Consider the following 18,392-nt stretch of genomic DNA (forward strand, 5'->3'; position numbering starts at 1 on the left):
CGACAGACTGCTAGGCTGTGCACCCGTTTCCCGGCATTGCCTCCCATGTCCCTGTCAGGCCTGTACGCAGTCACCTCCGAGGCGGTCTGCGAAGACCCGCAGCGGCTGGTTTCGGCGGTGGCCGCCGCGCTCGCCGGTGGCGCCCGCCTGATCCAGTATCGCGACAAGCGCGCCAGCACCGATCAGCGTGAGGAACGCGCCAAGCGTTTGCGGCGCCTGTGCCACGAGGCCGGCGCCGCGCTGATCATCAATGACGACACCGAGCTGGCCCTGCGCAGCGGCGCCGATGGCGTACACCTGGGCGCCAGCGACGGCGCGATCCGCAATGCGCGCCTGCGCCTAGGCCCACGCGCAATCATCGGTCGCAGTTGCTCGGGCAGTCTGGAGCGCGCCCAGGCGGCGGCCGCCGAAGGCGCCAGCTATGTGGCGTTCGGCCGCTTCTTTGCATCCAGGACCAAACCGGACGCACCGCCCGCATCGCTGGAACTGCTGGACGCCGCCCGCGCCGCACTGGCGCTGCCGATCTGTGTCATCGGCGGCCTCACGGCCGATAATGCCGGCCCGCTGCGCGCACGCGGCGCCGATCTGATCGCGGCAGTCGACGGCGTGTTCGCGGCGCCTGACATCGAGGCCGCCGCGCGCGCTTATCTGAAACTCTTCAAGGATCCGACATGAGCCAGTCCGAAATCCTGTTCGAGCGCGCCCAGAAGACCACGCCGGGCGGCGTCAATTCCCCGGTGCGGGCGTTCAAGTCCGTGGGCGGCACGCCGCGCTTTATCGAGCGGGCGCACGGCGCCTATGTGGTCGACGCCGACGGCCGCGAGTACATCGACTACATCGGCTCCTGGGGGCCGATGATCCTCGGCCACGGCGATCCGGACGTGGTGGCGGCTATCCGCGACCAAGCCGAGACCGGCGTCAGCTTCGGCGCCCCGACCGAACTCGAAATCGAAATGGCGGAGCTGCTGTGCCAGCGCGTGCCGTCGATGGAGCAGGTGCGGATGTGCAGTTCCGGCACCGAGGCCACGATGTCCGCGATCCGCCTGGCGCGCGGCTACACCGGCCGCGACGGCATCATCAAGTTCGAAGGCTGCTACCACGGACACGGCGACAGCCTGCTGGTGAAGGCCGGCTCGGGCGCGCTGACTTTCGGCGTACCGAGTTCGCCGGGCGTACCGGCGGAGTTCGTACGCCACACCCATACCGCCGACTACAACGACCTTGCCAGTGTGGAGGCCCTGTTCCAGGCGCAGCCGGACGCAATCGCCTGCGTGATCGTCGAGCCGATTGCCGGCAACATGAACATGGTGCTGCCGGCGCCGGGATTCCTGCAAGGCCTGATGGACCTGTGCGAACGCCACGGCGCCCTGCTGATCCTCGACGAGGTGATGACCGGCTTTCGCGTGCATCCGGGTGGCGCGCAGGGTCTGTATGGCCTGCGGCCACACCTGACCACGCTCGGCAAGATTCTCGGCGGCGGCCTGCCGGTCGGCGCCTTCGGTGGCCGCCGCGACATCATGCAGAAGCTGGCGCCGGTCGGGCCGGTTTATCAGGCCGGCACCCTGTCCGGCAATCCGCTGGCGATGGCGGCCGGCCTGGCCAGCTTGCGCAAGCTCGACGACCCGGCGCTGTACGCGCGGCTCGACGACTACACCGAACGGCTCATCACCGGCCTGCGCGGCGCCGCACGCGCCGCCGGCGTGCCGTTCTCCGCACAGCACCTGGGTTCGATGTTCGGACTGTATTTCGCGGAGACGATTCCGACCGACTTCAAGGCGGTGACGGCCTGCGACCTGACGGCGTTCAACCGCTTCTTCCACGCGATGCTGGAGGCCGGCGTGTCGCTGGCGCCCTCGGCCTACGAAGCCGGTTTCGTCTCCGCCGTACATGGTGACGCCGAACTGCGCGCGACCCTCGCCGCGGCCTCGGCCGCCTTCCACAAACTGGCCTAGACCGGCCTTGTTCGACTGGGTTCAGCCACTGCTGGACTGGGTCGCGCAGCACCCGTCGTGGGCGCTGCTGATCATCGTCGCGGTGTCGTTCGCCGACGCCCTGTTCCTGCTTGGCTTCCTGTTTCCGAGCCCGGTGATCCTGTTCGGCGCGGGCGCGCTGATCGCGCTCAATGCCCTGGATCTGTGGCCGGCGCTGGTTTGCGCGGCGATCGGCGCGATGCTCGGCGATCTGCTGAACTTCGCCATCGGCGCGCGTTACGGAAAGCGCATCCTGAGCACGAATTTTGCCGAGCGGTATCGCGAGTCGATCGGCTCGACGCGCCGCCTTTTCTACCGTCACGGCGCCAAGGGCATCATCCTGGGCCGTCTGATCGGGCTGATCCGTCCGCTGGTACCGGCCGTAGCCGCGGCCTCCGGTATGCGTCTGCTGACGTTCATGCTGTGGGATGTCGTGGCCTGCTTCGTCTGGGCCATCGCCTTCACGTTTCCGGGCATCGCCGTCGGCGCCTCGCTGCATCTGGCGGCGGAGATCGCGACGCGCTTCGCGCTGCTGCTGGCGTTCGCCTTCGCGCTGGTGTGGATGCTGCTGTTCCTGACGCGGATCGTGGCGCGATACGCACAGCACCATGCCGAAGTCTGGGTGGTGTGGCTGCTGCGCTGGAGCGGCCGGCACCGCCGCCTCGGCCGCCTCGGTGCCTGGCTGGCCGATCCCGACCAGCCTGAAACGCCGGCACTGCTGATCCTGGCCGGGCTGTTCCTGATCGCCGGCTGGCTCGGTCTCGGACTGATCTGGCTGCTGCTGCGCGGCCACCCGCAGCCGATCGACGCGATCGTCTACCAGACGCTGTCGGACCTGCATGCGCCCTGGGGCCGCATCGCCGCCTCGTGGATCACGGTGCTGGGCGATGTGCCGGTGATGCTGGTCTGCGCCGCCGCCGCCTTTCTGGCGCTGCTGTGGCTGCGCCAGGGTCGCGCCGCCGCCCATCTGGCGGCCGGCGTGGCCTTCGGTGCGGTGATCGCGCTTGGCCTCTACGCCGGCGTACAGATCGCCGAACCGGCGCAGTTCTATGGGGAAGGCGCCGCGCACAGTCGCTTTCTCGGCAGCGATCTGATCCTGACCACGGTGGTCTACGGCCTGATTCCGGTGCTGCTGTCGGTCGGCCGCAGCGACCGCACCCGCACGCGCTACTACGGTATCGCGGTGACGATGGTCGGCCTGATCACGGCCAGCCAGCTGTATCTCGGCCTGCAATGGTTCTCGACGGCGGCGTTCGCGGTGGCGATCGGCCTGCTGTGGACGCTGGTGCTGGCGGTGGGGTATCGCCGCCACAACGCGCGCCGGGTGCCGGGGCGGCGCTTCTTCATGCCGGTGTTCGTGAGCTTCGTGGTGGCGGTGGTACTGTTCGCGCCGCTGCGCGCGCATGCGCCAGGTCTGCCGGGCCTGCCGCAGCAGCAGATGAGCGCCCAGCACTGGTTGCGCGGCGGCTTCGGCGAACTGCCGGCCTACCGCGGCGACATCGCCAACCATCACAGCCAGCCGCTGAACCTGCAATGGCGAGGCCAGCTTGGCGACATCCGCAGCGCCCTGCTGGCCGCAGACTGGCGTGAACCGGTGCATCTGACGCCGGTCACCGCGTTGCGCATGCTGGCTTCGGAAACGCTGCTGTCGGATTTGCCGGTGCTGCCGCAGATTCACAACGGCCGTCACCCCGATCTGGTACTGACACGCGTCCGCGAGCACGATCCGCAGCAGACGCCGCGCGAAGCGGTGCTGCGCCTGTGGGCCAGCGGCTGGAGCGCGGATGGCCTGCCGCTGTGGGTCGGCGGCGTGACCACGCAATCGGCCGCGACACTCGTCTATCTGCTGCAAGTCCCGGTAACCTTGCAGAACCACGACTTGCCGCTGCTGGCCCTGCAGGCGCCGCCGGGCTTCGCCGAAACCCTGGTGGTCCATCCCGCCTACGAACGCGATCCGGGACGCTGGAGCGGCACGGTGCGTCTGCTGTACCCGGCTCCGCAGACAGATGGGGACGACGAAAATGATACGAATTGACTCGGAACGACCCGAAAATGACTTCAAATGAGTGATTCCAGCGTCATCTCGAAAATGCGCGCACGCCTCAACCGCGGCGACTCCTGGCTGAGCTACGACCTCGGCCGTATGTTCACCAGCGACAAGCTCGACGCCGACGCCATCGAAGAAATCGAAACGCGCCTGCTCACCGCGGACGCGGGCGTCGAGGCCACCACCTGGCTGTGCGAACGGCTATCGGCGGACATCGGTGCCAGCCGCATCCGCAACGAGGCGCAGCTGCGCGCGCGGCTCAAGTCGCTGATCGTGGAATGGCTGGCGCCGGTCTCGCAGCCGCTGGAAATTCCGGAATTCATCAAGCCGTACATCCTGTTCGTGGCCGGCGTGAACGGCGTCGGCAAGACCACCACGATCGGCAAGCTGGCACGGCACTACAAGAACCAGGGACAGTCCGTGGTGCTGGCGGCCGGAGACACCTTTCGCGCCGCCGCCACGCAGCAGCTCAAGTCCTGGGCCGACCGCGTCGAGGTGCCGATCGTCGCCCAGGGTGAGGGTGCGGATGCCGCCTCGGTGATCTATGACGCGGTGGAAGCGGCCAAACGGCGCGGATCGGATCTGGTGATCGTCGACACCGCCGGGCGTCTGCACACGCAGGGCCATCTGATGGACGAACTGCGCAAGATCAAGCGCGTGGTGCAGAAGCACGACCCCTACGCGCCGCACGAGGTCATGCTGGTGGTGGACGCCACCACCGGCGGCAACGCGCTGGTGCAGGCGGTGCAGTTCCACGAGGCGATCGGTCTGACCGGCCTGACGCTGACCAAGCTCGATGGCACCGCCAAGGGCGGTATCGTGCTGGCGATCGCCAAGCGCCTGTCGGTGCCGATCCGCTTCATCGGAATCGGCGAAGGCGTGGACGATCTGGTGCCGTTCGACGCCGAGGCTTTCGCCGAGGCGCTGGTCGGCGACACCGACTGAGCCGCCCGCGACACTTTGGCAAAGGACGCCCGCGCGTGGACCCGATCATCGAATTCAAGGACGTCAGCCATCGTTACCAGAATGGCCAGGACGTGCTCTCGCGGCTGTCGTTCTCGCTGGCCCACGGCGAGATGGCGTTCCTGACCGGCGCCTCCGGCGCCGGCAAGTCCACCCTGCTCAAGGCGGTCGCGGCGATGCTGCGCCCGAGCAGCGGACAGGTGATCGTCGGCGGCGCCGATCTCGCGACGATACGCGGCGGCCGCATCGCCACCCACCGCCAGCGCATCGGCATCATCTTCCAGAATTTCAACCTGCTCCACGACCGCACCGTGTTCGACAACGTGGGTCTGCCACTGGTGATCCGCGGCTGGCGCCATCAGGACATCGCGCGGCGCGTGCGCGCGGCCCTGGATGCAGTGGAACTGCTCGGCAAGGAGCGCGTCTATCCGCTGACCCTGTCCGGCGGCGAACAGCAGCGCGTCGGCATCGCCCGCGCCATCGTCGCCAAGCCCGATCTGCTGCTGGCCGACGAACCGACCGGCAACCTGGACCCGGAAATGGCGCAGGACATCATGGGCATCTTCCGGCGCTTCAACGAGGTCGGCGTCTCGGTGCTGGTGGCGACGCACGCCATCGACCTGATCCGGCAGCTGCCGTACCGGCTGATTCACCTGGAGCACGGGCGATTGTCCGAACAAGGTCCCGTGTCGCATGGAGACCTGCATGTCTCGCCGTAAGCGCAAGCCGGCACCGCCGCGCGACGGCTCCGAATCACGCATGCCGCTGCTGTCGCGGCTGGCGCACGGCCACGCCCAGGTGCTGGTGTTCACGCTGGGGCAGTTGTCGATCAAACCGCTGGGCACCTTCCTGACGGCCTTGGTGATCGGCATCACGCTGGCGATGCCGGCCGGCCTGCATCTACTGGTCAAGAACCTCGGCACGCTCAGCCACAGCTGGGAACGCAGTCTGCAGGCCTCCTTGTTTCTCAGGGAGGACGTCGACGATGCACAGGCACAGGCCCTGAGCCAGAAACTGCGCACGCGGCCCGGTATCGATCAGGTGCGCTACATCTCGCGCGACGAGGCGATGGCACAGTTCCGCGAGCATTCCGGTTTCGGCGAAGCGCTGGACATCCTGGAGACCAATCCGCTGCCGGCCGTGATCGTGGTGTTTCCGGATCCGAAACAGACGCCGACGACCATCGAACTGCTGGTGGACAGTCTCGCCAAGCTGCCGGAGGTCGACCAGGCCACGCTCGACCAGCAATGGCTGCAGCGGCTCTACGCGATCCTGGAGATCGTACGCCGCGGCGTGCTGCTGCTGGCGGCCCTGCTGGCCGCCGCCGTGGTGGTCGTGGTCGGCAACACCATCCGCCTGGACATCGAGAACCGGCGCGACGAGATCGTGGTGATGAAGCTGGTCGGCGCGCCCGACGGATTCATTCGCCGGCCGTTCCTCTATACCGGCTTCTGGTACGGGCTGAGCGGCGGCCTGATCGCGCTGATCCTGATCAGTGCTGCGCTGATCGCCGTAGCCGACCCGGCGGCGCGGCTATCCGGGCTGTACGATAGCGACTATCGGGTCGCCGGCCTGTCCTTCCTCGGCCTGCTGTCAGTGCTGGGCGGCGGTATCGCCCTGGGTTGGCTGGGTGCGTTCTGGACCGTGAGCCGGCATCTGTCGAAAATCGAGCCGACCTGAACACGGACCTGTGGACCTGTGGATTCGATCGGCCGGAACTTTTGCCGCCCTTAGCAGTCCGAACCATCGAGTGCTAACATTGCCCTGGGCGCTCACGGGAGTGCGAAATCGATGACTCAAGCAAACACGCAATTGGCTCTTAAACAGAACCTGCTGGTACCGCTGACCGGCAGCCTCGACGCCTATATCGGCGCCGTCAATCAGATTCCGGTCCTGGCGGCGCAGGACGAAACGCGTCTGGCCCGCGAGCTGCGCGACGAGGAAAACCTCGACGCCGCGCAGACCCTGATCATGGCGAACCTGCGTCACGTCGTGCACATCGCGCGCGGCTACCTCGGTTACGGCCTGCAGTTCGCCGATCTGATCCAGGAAGGCAATATCGGCCTGATGAAGGCGGTCAAGCGCTACGATCCGGAAGTCGGCGTGCGTCTGATCAGCTTCGCGGTGCACTGGATCAAGGCCGAGATTCACGAATTCATCCTCAAGAACTGGCGCATCGTCAAGGTCGCCACGACCAAGGCGCAACGCAAGCTGTTCTTCAACCTGCGCCGCGCCAAGACCCGTCTGGGCTGGATGAACAAGGCCGAGGTGGAGGCCGTGGCGCAGGATCTCAACGTCAAGCCCGAGGAAGTGCTGGCGATGGAATCGCGCCTCTCCGGCGCCGACGTCTCGTTCAGCGCAACGCCGGCGGATGGCGAGGAGTCCTACGTACCCGAGGACTGGCTGGCCGATGACCGCGACCCCTTCGACGCGATCGCCAATGCCGAGTGGCAGGACGATCAGGAAGACCGGTTGCGCGATGCGCTGGGCGGTCTGGACGAGCGCTCACGCGACATCCTCTACAGCCGCTGGCTCAACGACGAGCACAAGACCGGCCTGCAGGAACTCGCCGACAAGTACGGGGTTTCCGCAGAGCGGATTCGCCAGATCGAATCGGCCTCCATGAAGAAGCTGCGCAAGGCGATCGAAAAGCACTGAGCGACGCTGATCGTTCTTGACTAGCCCGGCCAACCGCCGGGCTTTTTTGTAGCGGCCCCGCGATGACTTCCGCGCCGGCGACCTCAGGCCAGCAAACCGCCGATCAGCGCACCCAGCAGCAGCATGCCGCTGCCGGCGACGAAGATCACGCTGGTGCTGGCACCCGCCAGCAGGCCAACAATCGGCAGGCCGATCAGGCTGATGCCGAAGAACAGCGCGGCGCCGACCAGCAGGCTTGGCAGAATCGCCGCGGCAAGGCCGCGCAGCACGCTGCCGGCAACCTTGCCGCCGACGATACCGGCGATCAGCGAGCCGATGCCCGGCAGCCAGAACAGCAGTACGCTCAAGATCAACATCAACAGCGCGCCGAGCACGACGCTGCCGCGGTCCCGATTCAGGGTGGCGTCCATCATGGTTTCTCCTGTGGTCCGGTCGGCGCCGACGGCGCCGCCGAAAAAGTGATTTGTCCGCGCGCCCGCGCCAGCACGCGCTGGCCCCAGTGAGCGAGATCCTCCAGGTTCAGGTAGATCGTCGGCAGCATGAACAGGCTGACGATCGTGGCAAAGCCGAGGCCGCCGACCACGGCGCGCGCCATCGGGTAATAGGCCGGGCCGTCGCCGGCCACGGCGGTGTCCGAAACCGCGAGCGGCACCATGCCGAGTATCGTGGTGCCGGCGGTCATCAGAATCGGCCGCAGACGGTCGCGCGAGCCCTGGATCAGGGCGTCCTCGCGCGAGTAGCCCTGGGCGCGCAACTGATTCACGTAATCCACCAGCACGATGCCGTTGTTGACCACGACGCCCATCAGCACCAGAAGCCCGATCATGGCCATGAACGAGAAGCTGGTGCCGGTGAACATGAAGAACCAGTACACGCCGACGTACGAGAACAGAATGCAGCTGATGATCGCGGAGGGCACCAGCACCGATTCGAACAGCGCCGCCATCACCAGATAGATGCAGATGATGGCGAGCAGCATGTTCACCATCATGGTCTGCTGGTCGCGCGCCTCGTCGTCGAAAGCCTGGCCATGGCCCCAGCTGTAGCCGGCGGGAAAGCTCAGCTTGGACAAGGTGTTGTCGACCAGGGCACGCGCGTCGTCGGCGGTCACGCCTTCGGCCGTGCCGAAATTGATGGTCATCGCGGTGCGGCGGTCGCTGCGCTTGATCGTGGCCGGCACGTCACCGATCGACAGGTCCGCAACCGTCGACAGCGCGATGCGATTGCCGTCGGGCGTGATGATCGGCAGCAGCATCAGCGCATCGAGATTGGTGCGATCGCGGCGCCGGAATTCCAGCAGCATGTCGACCTCACCACTCGCGGAACGGTACGGCCGCAGCTCGGTGCCACGCATCGCACCGGCCACGACTTCCGCGACCTGCTGGCTCGACAGTCCGTTCTGATGGGCGCGTTCGCGGTCGACCTTGACGCGCACTTCCCAGGATTGGGGACCGGCGTCGAGGCGTACATCCCTGAGCTGCGGCACGCCACGCAGGATGCCGGTCACGTTCTCGGCAACCTCATGCAGACCCTCGCTGGATTCACCGAACACCTGCACGCCCAGCGCACCACTGCTGCCCGAACGCTGTTCCTCGAACGTGGGCCGTCCGATCGCGATCTCCGGCATTTCTTCGCGGATTTCGTCCTTGATCTGCTGTCCGGTCTTGCTGCGCTGATCCTCGTCCTGCAGCAGATAGACCACGGTCTGGGCCTGGTCCTGTGCGTAGTAGCTGTAGACCGATTCGATCTCGAAGCGCTGCTTGTTCGCATACAGGAAAGCCTCGATGCGATTGACCGATTCCTCGATTTTCGAAAGCGCGTAGACGTTGTCGATGTTGTAGTCCATCTCGAAGCGGCTCGAACTTTCGTTCGGGAACATGTCCATCTTGGTCACGGCTGCCGGAATCGCCACGCTGAACACCGTGAGCAGGATGAACAGGCTGGTCCAGCCGCGATGGCGCAGCGTCCAGGCCAGCCAGTGGGCGAAGTGTCGCGCCAGCCAGTCGACGGCGCGGCTGCCCTGGTTGGGGGTCACCGGAATCTTTGTGGTCAGCAACGGGATCAGGGTCACCGAGACCATCAAGGAGGCCGCCAGCGATACGCAGATCGTGACCGCGATATGCGACAGGAAGATCGTCAGCTGGGTTTGCTGGCCGACGATGTTCGGCAGAAACACGATCGCGGACGTGAGCGTGCCCAGCGCCACGGCCAGGCCCACGGTTTTGACACCCGCCAGGGTGGCACCGCGAACATCGCCCGGCGACTGCGCACGCTGCAGGAAGATCGATTCACTGACGACCACGGAGTTGTCGACCAGCATGCCCACCGACAGCATCAGCCCCATCAGCGTGAGGATGTTGAGCGTGAAGCCGGTGAAGTACATCACCGCCAGCGTGATCAACAGCGACAGCGGCACCGCCAGCGTCACCACCAGGGTCATCAGCGCATTGCGCAGGAACAGGTACAGCACCACGAACGACAGCAGTGCGCCGATCAGGCCGGCATTGATCAGGTCCGCCAGCGACTGTTTGACCTCCTTGGCCTGATCGGTGAACTCGATCAGGCTGATGCCACGCATCTCCGGCAGCTGCTTGATCGCCTCGATCTCGTCCCTGACGCGCTCCGAGACAGCCACGAGATTGGAGCCGGTCTCCTTGGCCACGTTCAGACCGATTGCCTGACGGCGATTGAGGTGGCGGGCCTCCAGCAGGTCCGGCTTGGCGTAGACCACGTCGGCGACGTCGCCGAGGCGTAGCCCGTTCGGCGCGATGACCACATTGCGAATCGCATCCAGCGAATCGAAGCGTCCTTCCGGTTTCACGTAATAGCGCTTGCCAGCCTCGACCAGATCGCCGGCCGTCAGCGAGAAATTGGCGCGCTGCAAAGAGGTGGACAGGCTCGTCAGGTCCACACCGAATGCCGCGACTCGCTCGGCCGACAGCTCCACTCGAACCTCCTGAGCCTGCACGCCGTAAAGGTCCACGCGCGACACGCCTTCGATGCGCTCGATGCGGCGCTTGAGGTTGCGCTCCAGCATTTCATAGGAGTTCGAAAGATCGCGCTCCGCCGAAATACGCAGCACCAGCATCGGCTGATCGGCACCGGAAAACTTGAAGATCTGGATGCGGTCGACATCGCGCGGCATGTCGTCGCGCAGCGCGTCGATCTTGTCGCGTGCTTCCACGCTCTTGGCCGCGAGGTCCGCGCCCCAGTCGAAGAACACATTGACCTGGGTGCCGTCGTCGCGCGATTCGGATTCCATCTTGCGCACGCCGGGCAAGGTACCCAGCGCCTCTTCCACCGGGCGCGTGATGCGGCGCTCCACATCCTCGGGCGTGGAGTTGCGGTACGGCACGAACACGAAGATCGCCGGGAATTCGATGTCCGGAATCGACTCCAGCGGCAGCTTCTGGCTGCCGATGACACCGAGCAGGCTCATGCACACGAAGACCATCGCGATGGTGATCGGGCGGGTCAGGGACAGACTGGTGGGATTCATGGAAGGCGCCGCTCGAAATCCCGCGCGACAATGGTGCTCGAAATCCCCACAGATCGCCCGAGACAAAAGCCCCCCTCTTCCTCCGGGACAGGGGCCGGGGCTGAGGGCGCCACGTCCGGTGAAAGCTCGAGGTACGAATCAGCGCAGCGCGCCCTCACCCCGGCCCTCTCCCGGAGGAAGAGGGAGAAAAGCCTTTGCTCGTTGCTGCCCGGGCCACATGGCGCGGCCGAATTCTTCGCCGGCGCCGTCATCACTCCGCACGCTCCCGCTCGAACAGCGTGTACAGCACCGGAATCACGAACAGCGTCAGCAGCGTCGCGACCAGCAGGCCGCCGACCACCACGATCGCCATCGGCCGACTGACTTCCGAGCCTTCACCGCCGGACAGCGCGACCGGCAGCAGGCCCAGCACCGTGGTCAGCGTGGTCATCAGGATCGGACGCAGGCGCGCCGGACCGGCTTCGAGCACGGCCTCGAACTTGTTGCGGCCTTCTTTGCGCAGACGGTTGATCAGATCGATCAACACGATGCCATTGTTCACCACGATGCCGGCGAGCACGATCATGCCGATCATCGCGATCACGTTGATGACCTGGCCGGCGATGGCCAGCGAGGCGATCGCGCCGATGGCCGCCAGCGGGATCGTGAACAGGATCACGAACGGCTGCTTCAGCGACTCGAACTGCGAGGCCATGACCAGATAGACCAGGAATACCGCGAGCAACAATGCGAAGCGCAGCGATTCGAACGAGACCTTCATCTCCTCGCTCTGGCCGGCCACCAGTGCGCTGACGCCGCGCGGCATCGGCGTGCTGTCGATGATGCGTTGCAGGTCGATCACGGCGTCGCCGAGATCGCCGTGGGCGATATCGGCCGACAGAATGACGACACGCTGCTGGTCGTAGCGACGGATTTCGGACGGCCCGCTCTTGAGCTGCACGTCGGCCACCGCGGACAGCGGCAGCGGGCGCTCGGATGCGGGATTGACGATCAGATCGCGCACCGCGGCGATGCTGTTGCGGTCCTGCTCACGGCCACGCACCAGCACGTCGATCTCGCGATCGGCCAGGCGGTAGCGCGTGGCGATTTCGCCCTGCACCGAGCCCACCACGCGATCGGCCAGATCGGCGGTATCCAGACCCAGCCGCGCCGCGCGTTCCTGGTCGAACAGGATCTGGATCTCGGGGTGGCCGGGCTGCAGCGTGGTCTCGACCTCGATGTAGCGATCGGAGGCGAGCATGCGGCTGCGCAGGGATTCGGAGGCGATGGCGATGCTGTCGAGGTCATAGCCGCTGACCTCGATCTCCAGCGGCGTCTTGAGCGTGAACAGGGTCGGTCGCGTGAATCGGTAGCTCATGCCGGCCTGACCGGCCAAGCGCGGCCGCAGGTCTTCGATCAGTGCCGGTTCGTCGGCGAAGGCCTCGGGTTTGAGCACCAGGTTGAGCACGCCGAAATTCTCACCGCCGGATTCGGCGTTGGCGTCGAGCCGGTTGCCGGTGCCGGCGACCGAATAGTTGGCGGCCAGGCGCGGATCGCCGATCAGCGAGCGCGACATTTCGCGCACCAGCCGGTCCGTGGATTCCAGCGGCGTGCCGGGCGCCAGCGTCAGTTCGGCCTGTAGCTCGCCCTGATTGAATGGCGGGATCAGCTCCACGCCCAGACGCGTGCCGGTATAGACCGCGAGGCCGAACAGCGCCAGTGCCAGCACGACGACCGCCGCCCGGCGGCGCAAGGCCCAGGCCAGTGCGGCGGTGTAGCGAGCCTGCAAGGATAAGAAGCCTCGCTGCCAGAATTTCGCCGCCGGTTGCATCGCCAGGGAGAATACGAAGCCGATCAGTCGAAACAGATTGACGAGCGGCCACAGCAGCAAGGAAGGAACCGTTTCAAGCAGGGCCCAGCGAGTGCGGCTGAGACCATTGCGGGCGCGGCCACGGTCACGCACCACCGGGCTCGCGGGGACCGGCGGCTGGGTCCGCGCACCGCGCGAGGCCAGCATCGGGATCAGCGTCATCGCCACCAGCAGCGAGACCACCAGCGCACCTGTGACGACCAGCGCCTGATCCGAGAACAGCTGGCCGGCGATGCCTTCGACGAACACCATCGGAAAGAACACCGCGATCGTGGTCAGCGTGGAGGCGGTGACGGCGCCGGCCATTTCGCGCGCGCCGGTTTCCGCCGCTTCGATCGGCGCGATGCCCTGCTCGCGTTTGCTGGCGATGTTCTCCAGCACCACGATGGCGTTGTCGACCAGCATGCCGATCGCCAGCGCGATGCCGCCCAGGGACATGATGTTCAGCGACAGGCCATTGCCGTACATCAGCATGAAGGTGGCGATCACCGAGACCGGGATCGCGATCGAAACGATGGCCGTGGTCCAGGCATCGCGCAGGAACAGGTACAGCACGAAGATCGCGAGGATGCCGCCGAGCAAGGCCGCGTTGGCGACGCCGTCGATCGACTGTTTGATGAAGATCGACTGGTCGTAAAGCGTCTTGAGTTCCAGGTTTTCGGGCAGCGACTTGCGCAGCACCTCGAGCCGGCCAAGCGCGCGCTCGGCGATATCCACGGTGTTGCCGTCGCCTTCCTTGTAGAGCGCGATCTCCACGGCTTCCTCGCCATCGATGCGGATGATCGCCTCGCGTTCCTTGTAGCCGTTGCGAACCTCGGCCACGTCTTTGACATAGACCGGGCGGTCGGCGCGCGCGGACAGGATGATGTCGCGGATTTCGTCGAGGTTCTGGAACTGGTTGAGCGTGCGCACCAGATAGCTGGCGGTGCCCTGGTCGATGCGGCCACCGGAGATGTTGGCGTTCTCCGCCGACAGGCGCGCGCCGATCTCCTGCAGCGACAGGTTCAGGCTGGCCATCTTGCGCAGGTCCACCAGCACCTGCACCTCGTCTTCCAGGCCGCCGCTGATCTTGACCGCGGCAACGCCGTCCACCCCTTCCATCGGCTTCTGGATCAGGTCTTCGGCGACGCGGCGCAGACGCTTGAGCCGCGATTCGTTCGGCGGGCGCGCCACGCCATCCTCGGCCGGCCTGAACGCCAGGCCGACGCGCACGATCGGGTCTTCGCTGGGATCGAAGCGCAGCACCACCGGGCGTTTGGCGTCGTCCGGCAGCTCCAGCGTGTCGAGTTTCTCGCGCACGTCCAGAACCGCGTAGTCCATCTGCGTGCCCCAGTTGAACTCCAGGGTCACGTCGCTCTGGCCGGGCCGCGACACCGAGCGCACCTGACGCACGCCGCGAATGATGCCCACGGCCTCTTCGATCGGTTTGGACAGCAGGGTCTCGACTTCGGTCGGTGCCGCGCCCGGCAGTTCGGTGCGCACGGTCAGCGTCGGATAGTTCAGGTCCGGCAGCAGCGTCACCGCGAGGCGCGACAGCGACACCAGACCGAACAGCAGCACAGCAAGCGCCATCATGCTGATCGCGACCGGCCGCCGCGTCGACAGCTGGATCAGGTTCATCGTCGTGGAATCCCGATCAGGACTTGCGCGGCGCGTCGCTCTGCGCGACTGCGGGATCGGCCTGGCTCGAATCCTCGCCCGGTTTCTCCGAAGACTCCTCGACCGTCGCCGCCGGCTTGAGGTTGACCACGCTGATGCTCACATCGTCCTTGAGATTGCTTTGCCCGGTTACCACCACCTGATCGCCGGAATCCAGTCCCTCCAGCACTTCGTAGTAATCAGCGTCGGCATAGCCCAGCGTCACTTCGCGGCGCCGTGCCTTGCCGTCCGCAACCACGAATACCGACTGCGTACCATCCTCGTCCAGCACCGCATCCTTGGGCAGCAGCGTGGCCTGATCATGGCGGTCATAGCGGATTTCGATACGGCCGAACATGCCGGGCTTGAGCTTGCTCTGCCCCGGCCTCATCGCGACCGTCACCTCGACGGTGCCGGTACCCGGATCCACCACGGGATTGATGCGCTGGATGTGCCCTTCGAAGGACTCGTTCGGCCAGGCGTCGACGCGCAGCACCGCCGGTTGACCGGCGGCCAGCTTGTAGATGTCGCGCTCCGGAACGAAGACGTCGGCCTCCAGCGTGTCGAGCTGGGTCACGGTGAACGCGACCTCGTTGGCTTGCAGGGTATTGCCGATCTTGATCAGGCGCGACGACACCACGCCGTCGATCGGCGCCTTGATTTCGGATTCGCGCAGCGACAGGCGCGCCAGATCGTAGGCTGCGGTGGCAGCGTCGAGCTGGAACTTGGTCTGTTCGTAGGCTTCGCGTGAAATCAGATTGCGCTGGTAGACCGAATGATTGCGGTTGAAATCGCTTTTGAGCCGATCCATTTCAGCGCGGGCGCGCTCGGCCTCCAGTCGCAGACGATCGGTTTCCAGGCGCGCCAGTACCTGACCCGCGCTGACCGCATCGCCTTCCTCGACCAGCACCTGTTCGACGATCCCACTGGCCTTGGCCACCACATCGGCCTGCTCGCGCGCGGTCAGCGTAGTGGTGCCACGGTAGGCGGCATCGATGGAACCGCGCGTGACCGCCGCGGTTTCGACCGGGATGACGACCTCTTCTTCGGCTTCTTCCTCGGGTCCGCCCTTGTGACAGGCGCCGAGACAGACCGATGCGGCTGCAAGCAGGCCGATGAACAACAGACGATGATTCATTGTGTGGTGACTTGTTCCGTGACGATGCGCGGATGCTGATTGGAAACCGACCCGCTGGCGACCCCCCGCTCGCGCCAGCCCGGCCCGGCGGCGGCCTAATTAGATGGTTTGCGAACCGATACGGTCGCGCTTCGCGCTTGCGTCGGTGTCGGAGTGCCGGTATTGCGCAGTATCCAGCACCCAGGTCGGTAACGGCGCCGGCCCCAACTGGCGGACCTGCGTCCGGATATCGCGCTTGATCGAAAGCAGCGCCTGATTTCCCTGCGCAGCGATGAGCGCACCGACTCCGGTCTCGCGCGGGCCCTCGGCGGCGGCGAAACCCGCGTTCAGCAGGGCAGTGCCGCCGATGATGACGGCGACAAAGCTCGCTTTGATGTTCGACATTGCAATTCTCCCGATGATCCCTGTGTCGCTCGAACTTCTCGGTGGCGACTGGTGAGCTAGGTCCAAGAGCTGTGCCAGATCGAAGTTTCAACAATAACGTATTGAATATATTAATGTTTCTGGATTTCCGTCGTGATCAGGTCCTGTTTCGAGTTGATTGATTGGCTAAGGTTTGGTGAAACACGCGAAGCTGATCGCGGTTTTCGCCAGTTCAGGCAAAATCGAATCGAATCTATGACTCGGGAGTCCCCCGAAAACTTGGAAAATGGCCGGCCGTTGATGCCCGCAGCGCTTCGGCTTGAGCGCGGCCTGGGTTAGCATGCGCGGACGTTTCGAACATTCAGGATTGAGATATGCAAATTGCCGAGCGCTGCGTTGCCCACTTCCATTACACCTTGACCAATGAAGCCGGCGAGCAGCTCGACACATCTCGCGGCAGCGAGCCCATGGCCTATCTGCACGGACGGGGCAACATCATTCCGGGCCTGGAAAAGGCGATGGATGGCAAGAAGGTCGGTGACGCTTTCAAAGTGACGATCGAGCCGGGTGAAGCCTATGGCGAACGCGTCGAGCAGCTGATCCAGGTGGTACCGCGCTCCGCCTTCGGCGGCGTGCCCGAACTGCAACCCGGCATGCGCTTTCAGGCCGAGACCCAGCAGGGTCCGGTGCCGGTGGTGGTCACCGATGTCGGCGACGAGGAAGTGACGGTCGACGGCAACCATCCACTCGCCGGGCAGACGCTGAACTTCGATGTGGAGGTCACCGAGGTTCGTGAAGCCTCCGCCGAGGAAGTCATGCACGGTCACGTACATGGTGCAGGCGGTCACGAACACTGAGTCGGCGCTGACAGGCGCGGTCGCGGGATGAACGCATCAGGGTGGCGGCAGGCATGGGTCGGCTGCCTGTTGCTTGGACTGGCGGCCTGCCGCACAGCCTTGCCGCCCCCCGAGCCGCTGCCGCCGCCCGTGCCCATGACGACCGAGCAGGCACGCGCGGCAGGGCTCGACCCGCTGATCGCGCACCTCGTCACGAGTGCGCATCGCACGCCGGCGTTTCGCCAGCGTGATACCGGCCGGCACCCGGCGCAGACGCTGACGTTCTTCGGCATCGATCCGCACGACACCATTGTGGAAATCTGGCCGGGTGGCGGCTGGTATACCGAACTGCTGGCACCGTTCGTACGCGACTGGGGGCAGTACTACGCAGCGCTGCCGCCGGTAGAGGATCCATCCGGCGACGGCTTCTTTGCGAGCCAGCGACGCCAATTTCTGGGCAAGCTCAATTCGCGTCCCGACCTGTATGGCCAAGTCCGGATCGCGGAGGCCGGGCGAGGCGTCAGCGAGATCGTACCGGCGGACACCGCCGACTACGTGTTGAGTTTCCGCAATGTGCACAACTGGATGGTCGGCGGCTACGAGTCGGAGATGTTCCGGGCTTTCCATCTGGCCCTGAAGCCTGGAGGCGTGCTCGGAATCGTGGAACATCGGGCCTTGCCGAACACCGATCTGGAGACGATGAAGCAGACGGGATACGTGACCGAGGCCTATGTCCGGGAATTGGCTGAGGCGGCGGGTTTTGAGTTGCTGGACGCTTCGCAAGTCAACGCCAATGCCAAGGATTCGACCGAGCATCCGGAAGGCGTATGGACCTTGCCGCCGACGCTGCGGCTCGGAGAACAGGACCGGGAACGCTATCTGTCGATCGGCGAGTCCGACCGCATGACGCTGAAATTCTCGAAACCGCGCTGGCGCTGACGCTGACGGTTTCGCGGGCATCCATCGGTGGGGCCTGCTGGAAGCTCTGCATGACCACAGCGAGCGAACTCGGTCAGCTGTGCTTCCTTAGCGCTGGCGCGGCACCATCCACACCTTGGTTACGATCAGCAACACTGAGGCAGCGCCCAGGGACACTGGCAGCATCACCGGCAGCGCCGCGACCCACCACGGCCACAGATGGATCCCCAGCAGTTTCGGCAGCGCCATCAGCACGGACAGCAGAAGCATCGGCGAAGGCAGCACCGCCAACAGCATGCCAAGGCTCGGCGGGCCATGCGCGCTGCCGGCGACTTTGCGCCGTTGTGGCCACAGCTCAAGCTCGGTCGGCAGGTCCGAGCGCGCCGAGCCGGCGCTCACCGCGTGCCCCATCATTTGTCGAGTCCTGATCATGATCAACCCCGTTCCGTGAGATCGTTACGGACATAGTGGGCAGTGAGAATCGAACCCATATGGCCGATTCCTACTGTAGAG

Annotated in this window: 15 protein-coding genes; 9 read left to right on the forward strand and 6 right to left on the reverse strand. The window is 65.5% G+C overall.

What is annotated here, in order from left to right; translation table 11 throughout:
* Window positions 1-45 precede the first annotated feature (45 nt).
* The 7 genes from thiE (at window position 46) to rpoH (ending at window position 7,638) form a co-directional block, all read left to right on the forward strand.
* Window positions 46-675 (forward strand): thiamine phosphate synthase, encoded by a 630-nt coding sequence (gene thiE / locus RM530_RS10315; RefSeq protein WP_311365147.1) that lies wholly within the window; start codon window positions 46-48, stop codon window positions 673-675.
* A complete protein-coding gene (gene hemL, locus RM530_RS10320; RefSeq protein WP_311365148.1) occupies window positions 672-1,952 on the forward strand; it encodes a glutamate-1-semialdehyde 2,1-aminomutase in 1,281 nt (426 codons plus the stop codon). The genes thiE and hemL overlap by 4 nt, the downstream gene beginning before the upstream one ends.
* A 7-nt stretch (window positions 1,953-1,959) precedes the next feature.
* On the forward strand, window positions 1,960-4,005 hold the full coding sequence (locus RM530_RS10325; RefSeq protein ID WP_311365149.1) for a VTT domain-containing protein: 2,046 nt from the start codon (window positions 1,960-1,962) through the stop codon (window positions 4,003-4,005).
* Between the two features lie 27 nt (window positions 4,006-4,032).
* Window positions 4,033-4,962: a signal recognition particle-docking protein FtsY gene (gene ftsY, locus RM530_RS10330; RefSeq protein ID WP_311365150.1), complete on the forward strand. Its 930-nt coding sequence runs from the start codon at window positions 4,033-4,035 to the stop codon at window positions 4,960-4,962.
* 44 nt (window positions 4,963-5,006) lie between these two features.
* Window positions 5,007-5,699 (forward strand): cell division ATP-binding protein FtsE, encoded by a 693-nt coding sequence (gene ftsE, locus RM530_RS10335; RefSeq protein WP_311365198.1) that lies wholly within the window; start codon window positions 5,007-5,009, stop codon window positions 5,697-5,699.
* A complete protein-coding gene (ftsX, locus tag RM530_RS10340) occupies window positions 5,686-6,660 on the forward strand; it encodes a permease-like cell division protein FtsX (RefSeq protein WP_311365151.1) in 975 nt (324 codons plus the stop codon). Before ftsE ends, ftsX begins: the two co-directional genes overlap by 14 nt.
* 111 nt (window positions 6,661-6,771) lie before the next feature.
* Entirely contained in the window at window positions 6,772-7,638 is an 867-nt protein-coding gene (gene rpoH / locus RM530_RS10345) for an RNA polymerase sigma factor RpoH (protein ID WP_311365152.1), read from the forward strand.
* 83 nt (window positions 7,639-7,721) lie between these two features.
* Here rpoH and RM530_RS10350 read toward each other — a convergent pair whose 3' ends face one another.
* The 5 genes from RM530_RS10350 to RM530_RS10370 all read right to left on the reverse strand — a co-directional run bounded on the left by RM530_RS10350 (window position 7,722) and on the right by RM530_RS10370 (window position 16,146).
* Complete coding sequence (locus tag RM530_RS10350) at window positions 7,722-8,048, reverse strand: hypothetical protein (RefSeq protein WP_311365153.1); 327 nt, start codon at window positions 8,046-8,048, stop codon at window positions 7,722-7,724.
* Window positions 8,048-11,137, reverse strand: a complete 3,090-nt coding sequence (locus tag RM530_RS10355; protein WP_311365154.1) for an efflux RND transporter permease subunit — start codon at window positions 11,135-11,137, stop codon at window positions 8,048-8,050. The genes RM530_RS10350 and RM530_RS10355 overlap by 1 nt, the downstream gene beginning before the upstream one ends.
* Before the next feature lie 250 nt (window positions 11,138-11,387).
* Complete coding sequence (locus tag RM530_RS10360) at window positions 11,388-14,606, reverse strand: efflux RND transporter permease subunit (protein WP_311365155.1); 3,219 nt, start codon at window positions 14,604-14,606, stop codon at window positions 11,388-11,390.
* Between the two features lie 16 nt (window positions 14,607-14,622).
* Window positions 14,623-15,762 (reverse strand): efflux RND transporter periplasmic adaptor subunit, encoded by a 1,140-nt coding sequence (locus RM530_RS10365; protein WP_311365156.1) that lies wholly within the window; start codon window positions 15,760-15,762, stop codon window positions 14,623-14,625.
* Window positions 15,763-15,861: 99 nt separating this feature from the next.
* Window positions 15,862-16,146 carry a hypothetical protein gene (locus RM530_RS10370; RefSeq protein WP_311365157.1) on the reverse strand — a complete coding sequence of 95 codons (285 nt, stop codon included), beginning with the start codon at window positions 16,144-16,146 and terminating at the stop codon, window positions 15,862-15,864.
* 353 nt (window positions 16,147-16,499) lie between these two features.
* On the opposite strand from RM530_RS10370, the gene slyD reads away from it, so the two are divergent.
* Together slyD and RM530_RS10380 are read left to right on the forward strand one after the other, a co-directional pair.
* Entirely contained in the window at window positions 16,500-16,982 is a 483-nt protein-coding gene (gene slyD, locus RM530_RS10375; protein WP_311365158.1) for a peptidylprolyl isomerase, read from the forward strand.
* 27 nt (window positions 16,983-17,009) lie between these two features.
* Complete coding sequence (locus RM530_RS10380) at window positions 17,010-17,900, forward strand: class I SAM-dependent methyltransferase (protein WP_311365159.1); 891 nt, start codon at window positions 17,010-17,012, stop codon at window positions 17,898-17,900.
* Between the two features lie 87 nt (window positions 17,901-17,987).
* Here the strand turns inward: RM530_RS10380 and RM530_RS10385 are convergent, their stop codons facing one another.
* Window positions 17,988-18,293 carry a hypothetical protein gene (locus RM530_RS10385; RefSeq protein ID WP_311365160.1) on the reverse strand — a complete coding sequence of 102 codons (306 nt, stop codon included), beginning with the start codon at window positions 18,291-18,293 and terminating at the stop codon, window positions 17,988-17,990.
* Window positions 18,294-18,392 lie beyond the last annotated feature (99 nt).

Origin of the sequence: Banduia mediterranea (assembly GCF_031846245.1) — a bacterium.
Lineage (GTDB): Bacteria > Pseudomonadota > Gammaproteobacteria > Nevskiales > Nevskiaceae > Banduia > Banduia mediterranea.

Excerpts from the sequence above, each read along its gene's own strand:
- hemL (WP_311365148.1), top strand. The coding sequence starts at position 672 with ATGAGCCAGTCCGAAATCCTGTTCGAGCGCGCCCAGAAGACCACGCCG.
- slyD (WP_311365158.1), top strand. The coding sequence starts at position 16,500 with ATGCAAATTGCCGAGCGCTGCGTTGCCCACTTCCATTACACCTTGACC.
- thiE (WP_311365147.1), top strand. The coding sequence starts at position 46 with ATGTCCCTGTCAGGCCTGTACGCAGTCACCTCCGAGGCGGTCTGCGAA.
- RM530_RS10380 (WP_311365159.1), top strand. The coding sequence starts at position 17,010 with ATGAACGCATCAGGGTGGCGGCAGGCATGGGTCGGCTGCCTGTTGCTT.
- rpoH (WP_311365152.1), top strand. The coding sequence starts at position 6,772 with ATGACTCAAGCAAACACGCAATTGGCTCTTAAACAGAACCTGCTGGTA.
- RM530_RS10365 (WP_311365156.1), bottom strand. The coding sequence starts at position 15,762 with ATGAATCATCGTCTGTTGTTCATCGGCCTGCTTGCAGCCGCATCGGTC.
- RM530_RS10350 (WP_311365153.1), bottom strand. The coding sequence starts at position 8,048 with ATGGACGCCACCCTGAATCGGGACCGCGGCAGCGTCGTGCTCGGCGCG.
- RM530_RS10360 (WP_311365155.1), bottom strand. The coding sequence starts at position 14,606 with ATGAACCTGATCCAGCTGTCGACGCGGCGGCCGGTCGCGATCAGCATG.
- ftsX (WP_311365151.1), top strand. The coding sequence starts at position 5,686 with ATGTCTCGCCGTAAGCGCAAGCCGGCACCGCCGCGCGACGGCTCCGAA.
- RM530_RS10385 (WP_311365160.1), bottom strand. The coding sequence starts at position 18,293 with ATGATGGGGCACGCGGTGAGCGCCGGCTCGGCGCGCTCGGACCTGCCG.
- RM530_RS10370 (WP_311365157.1), bottom strand. The coding sequence starts at position 16,146 with ATGTCGAACATCAAAGCGAGCTTTGTCGCCGTCATCATCGGCGGCACT.
- ftsY (WP_311365150.1), top strand. The coding sequence starts at position 4,033 with ATGAGTGATTCCAGCGTCATCTCGAAAATGCGCGCACGCCTCAACCGC.
- RM530_RS10355 (WP_311365154.1), bottom strand. The coding sequence starts at position 11,137 with ATGAATCCCACCAGTCTGTCCCTGACCCGCCCGATCACCATCGCGATG.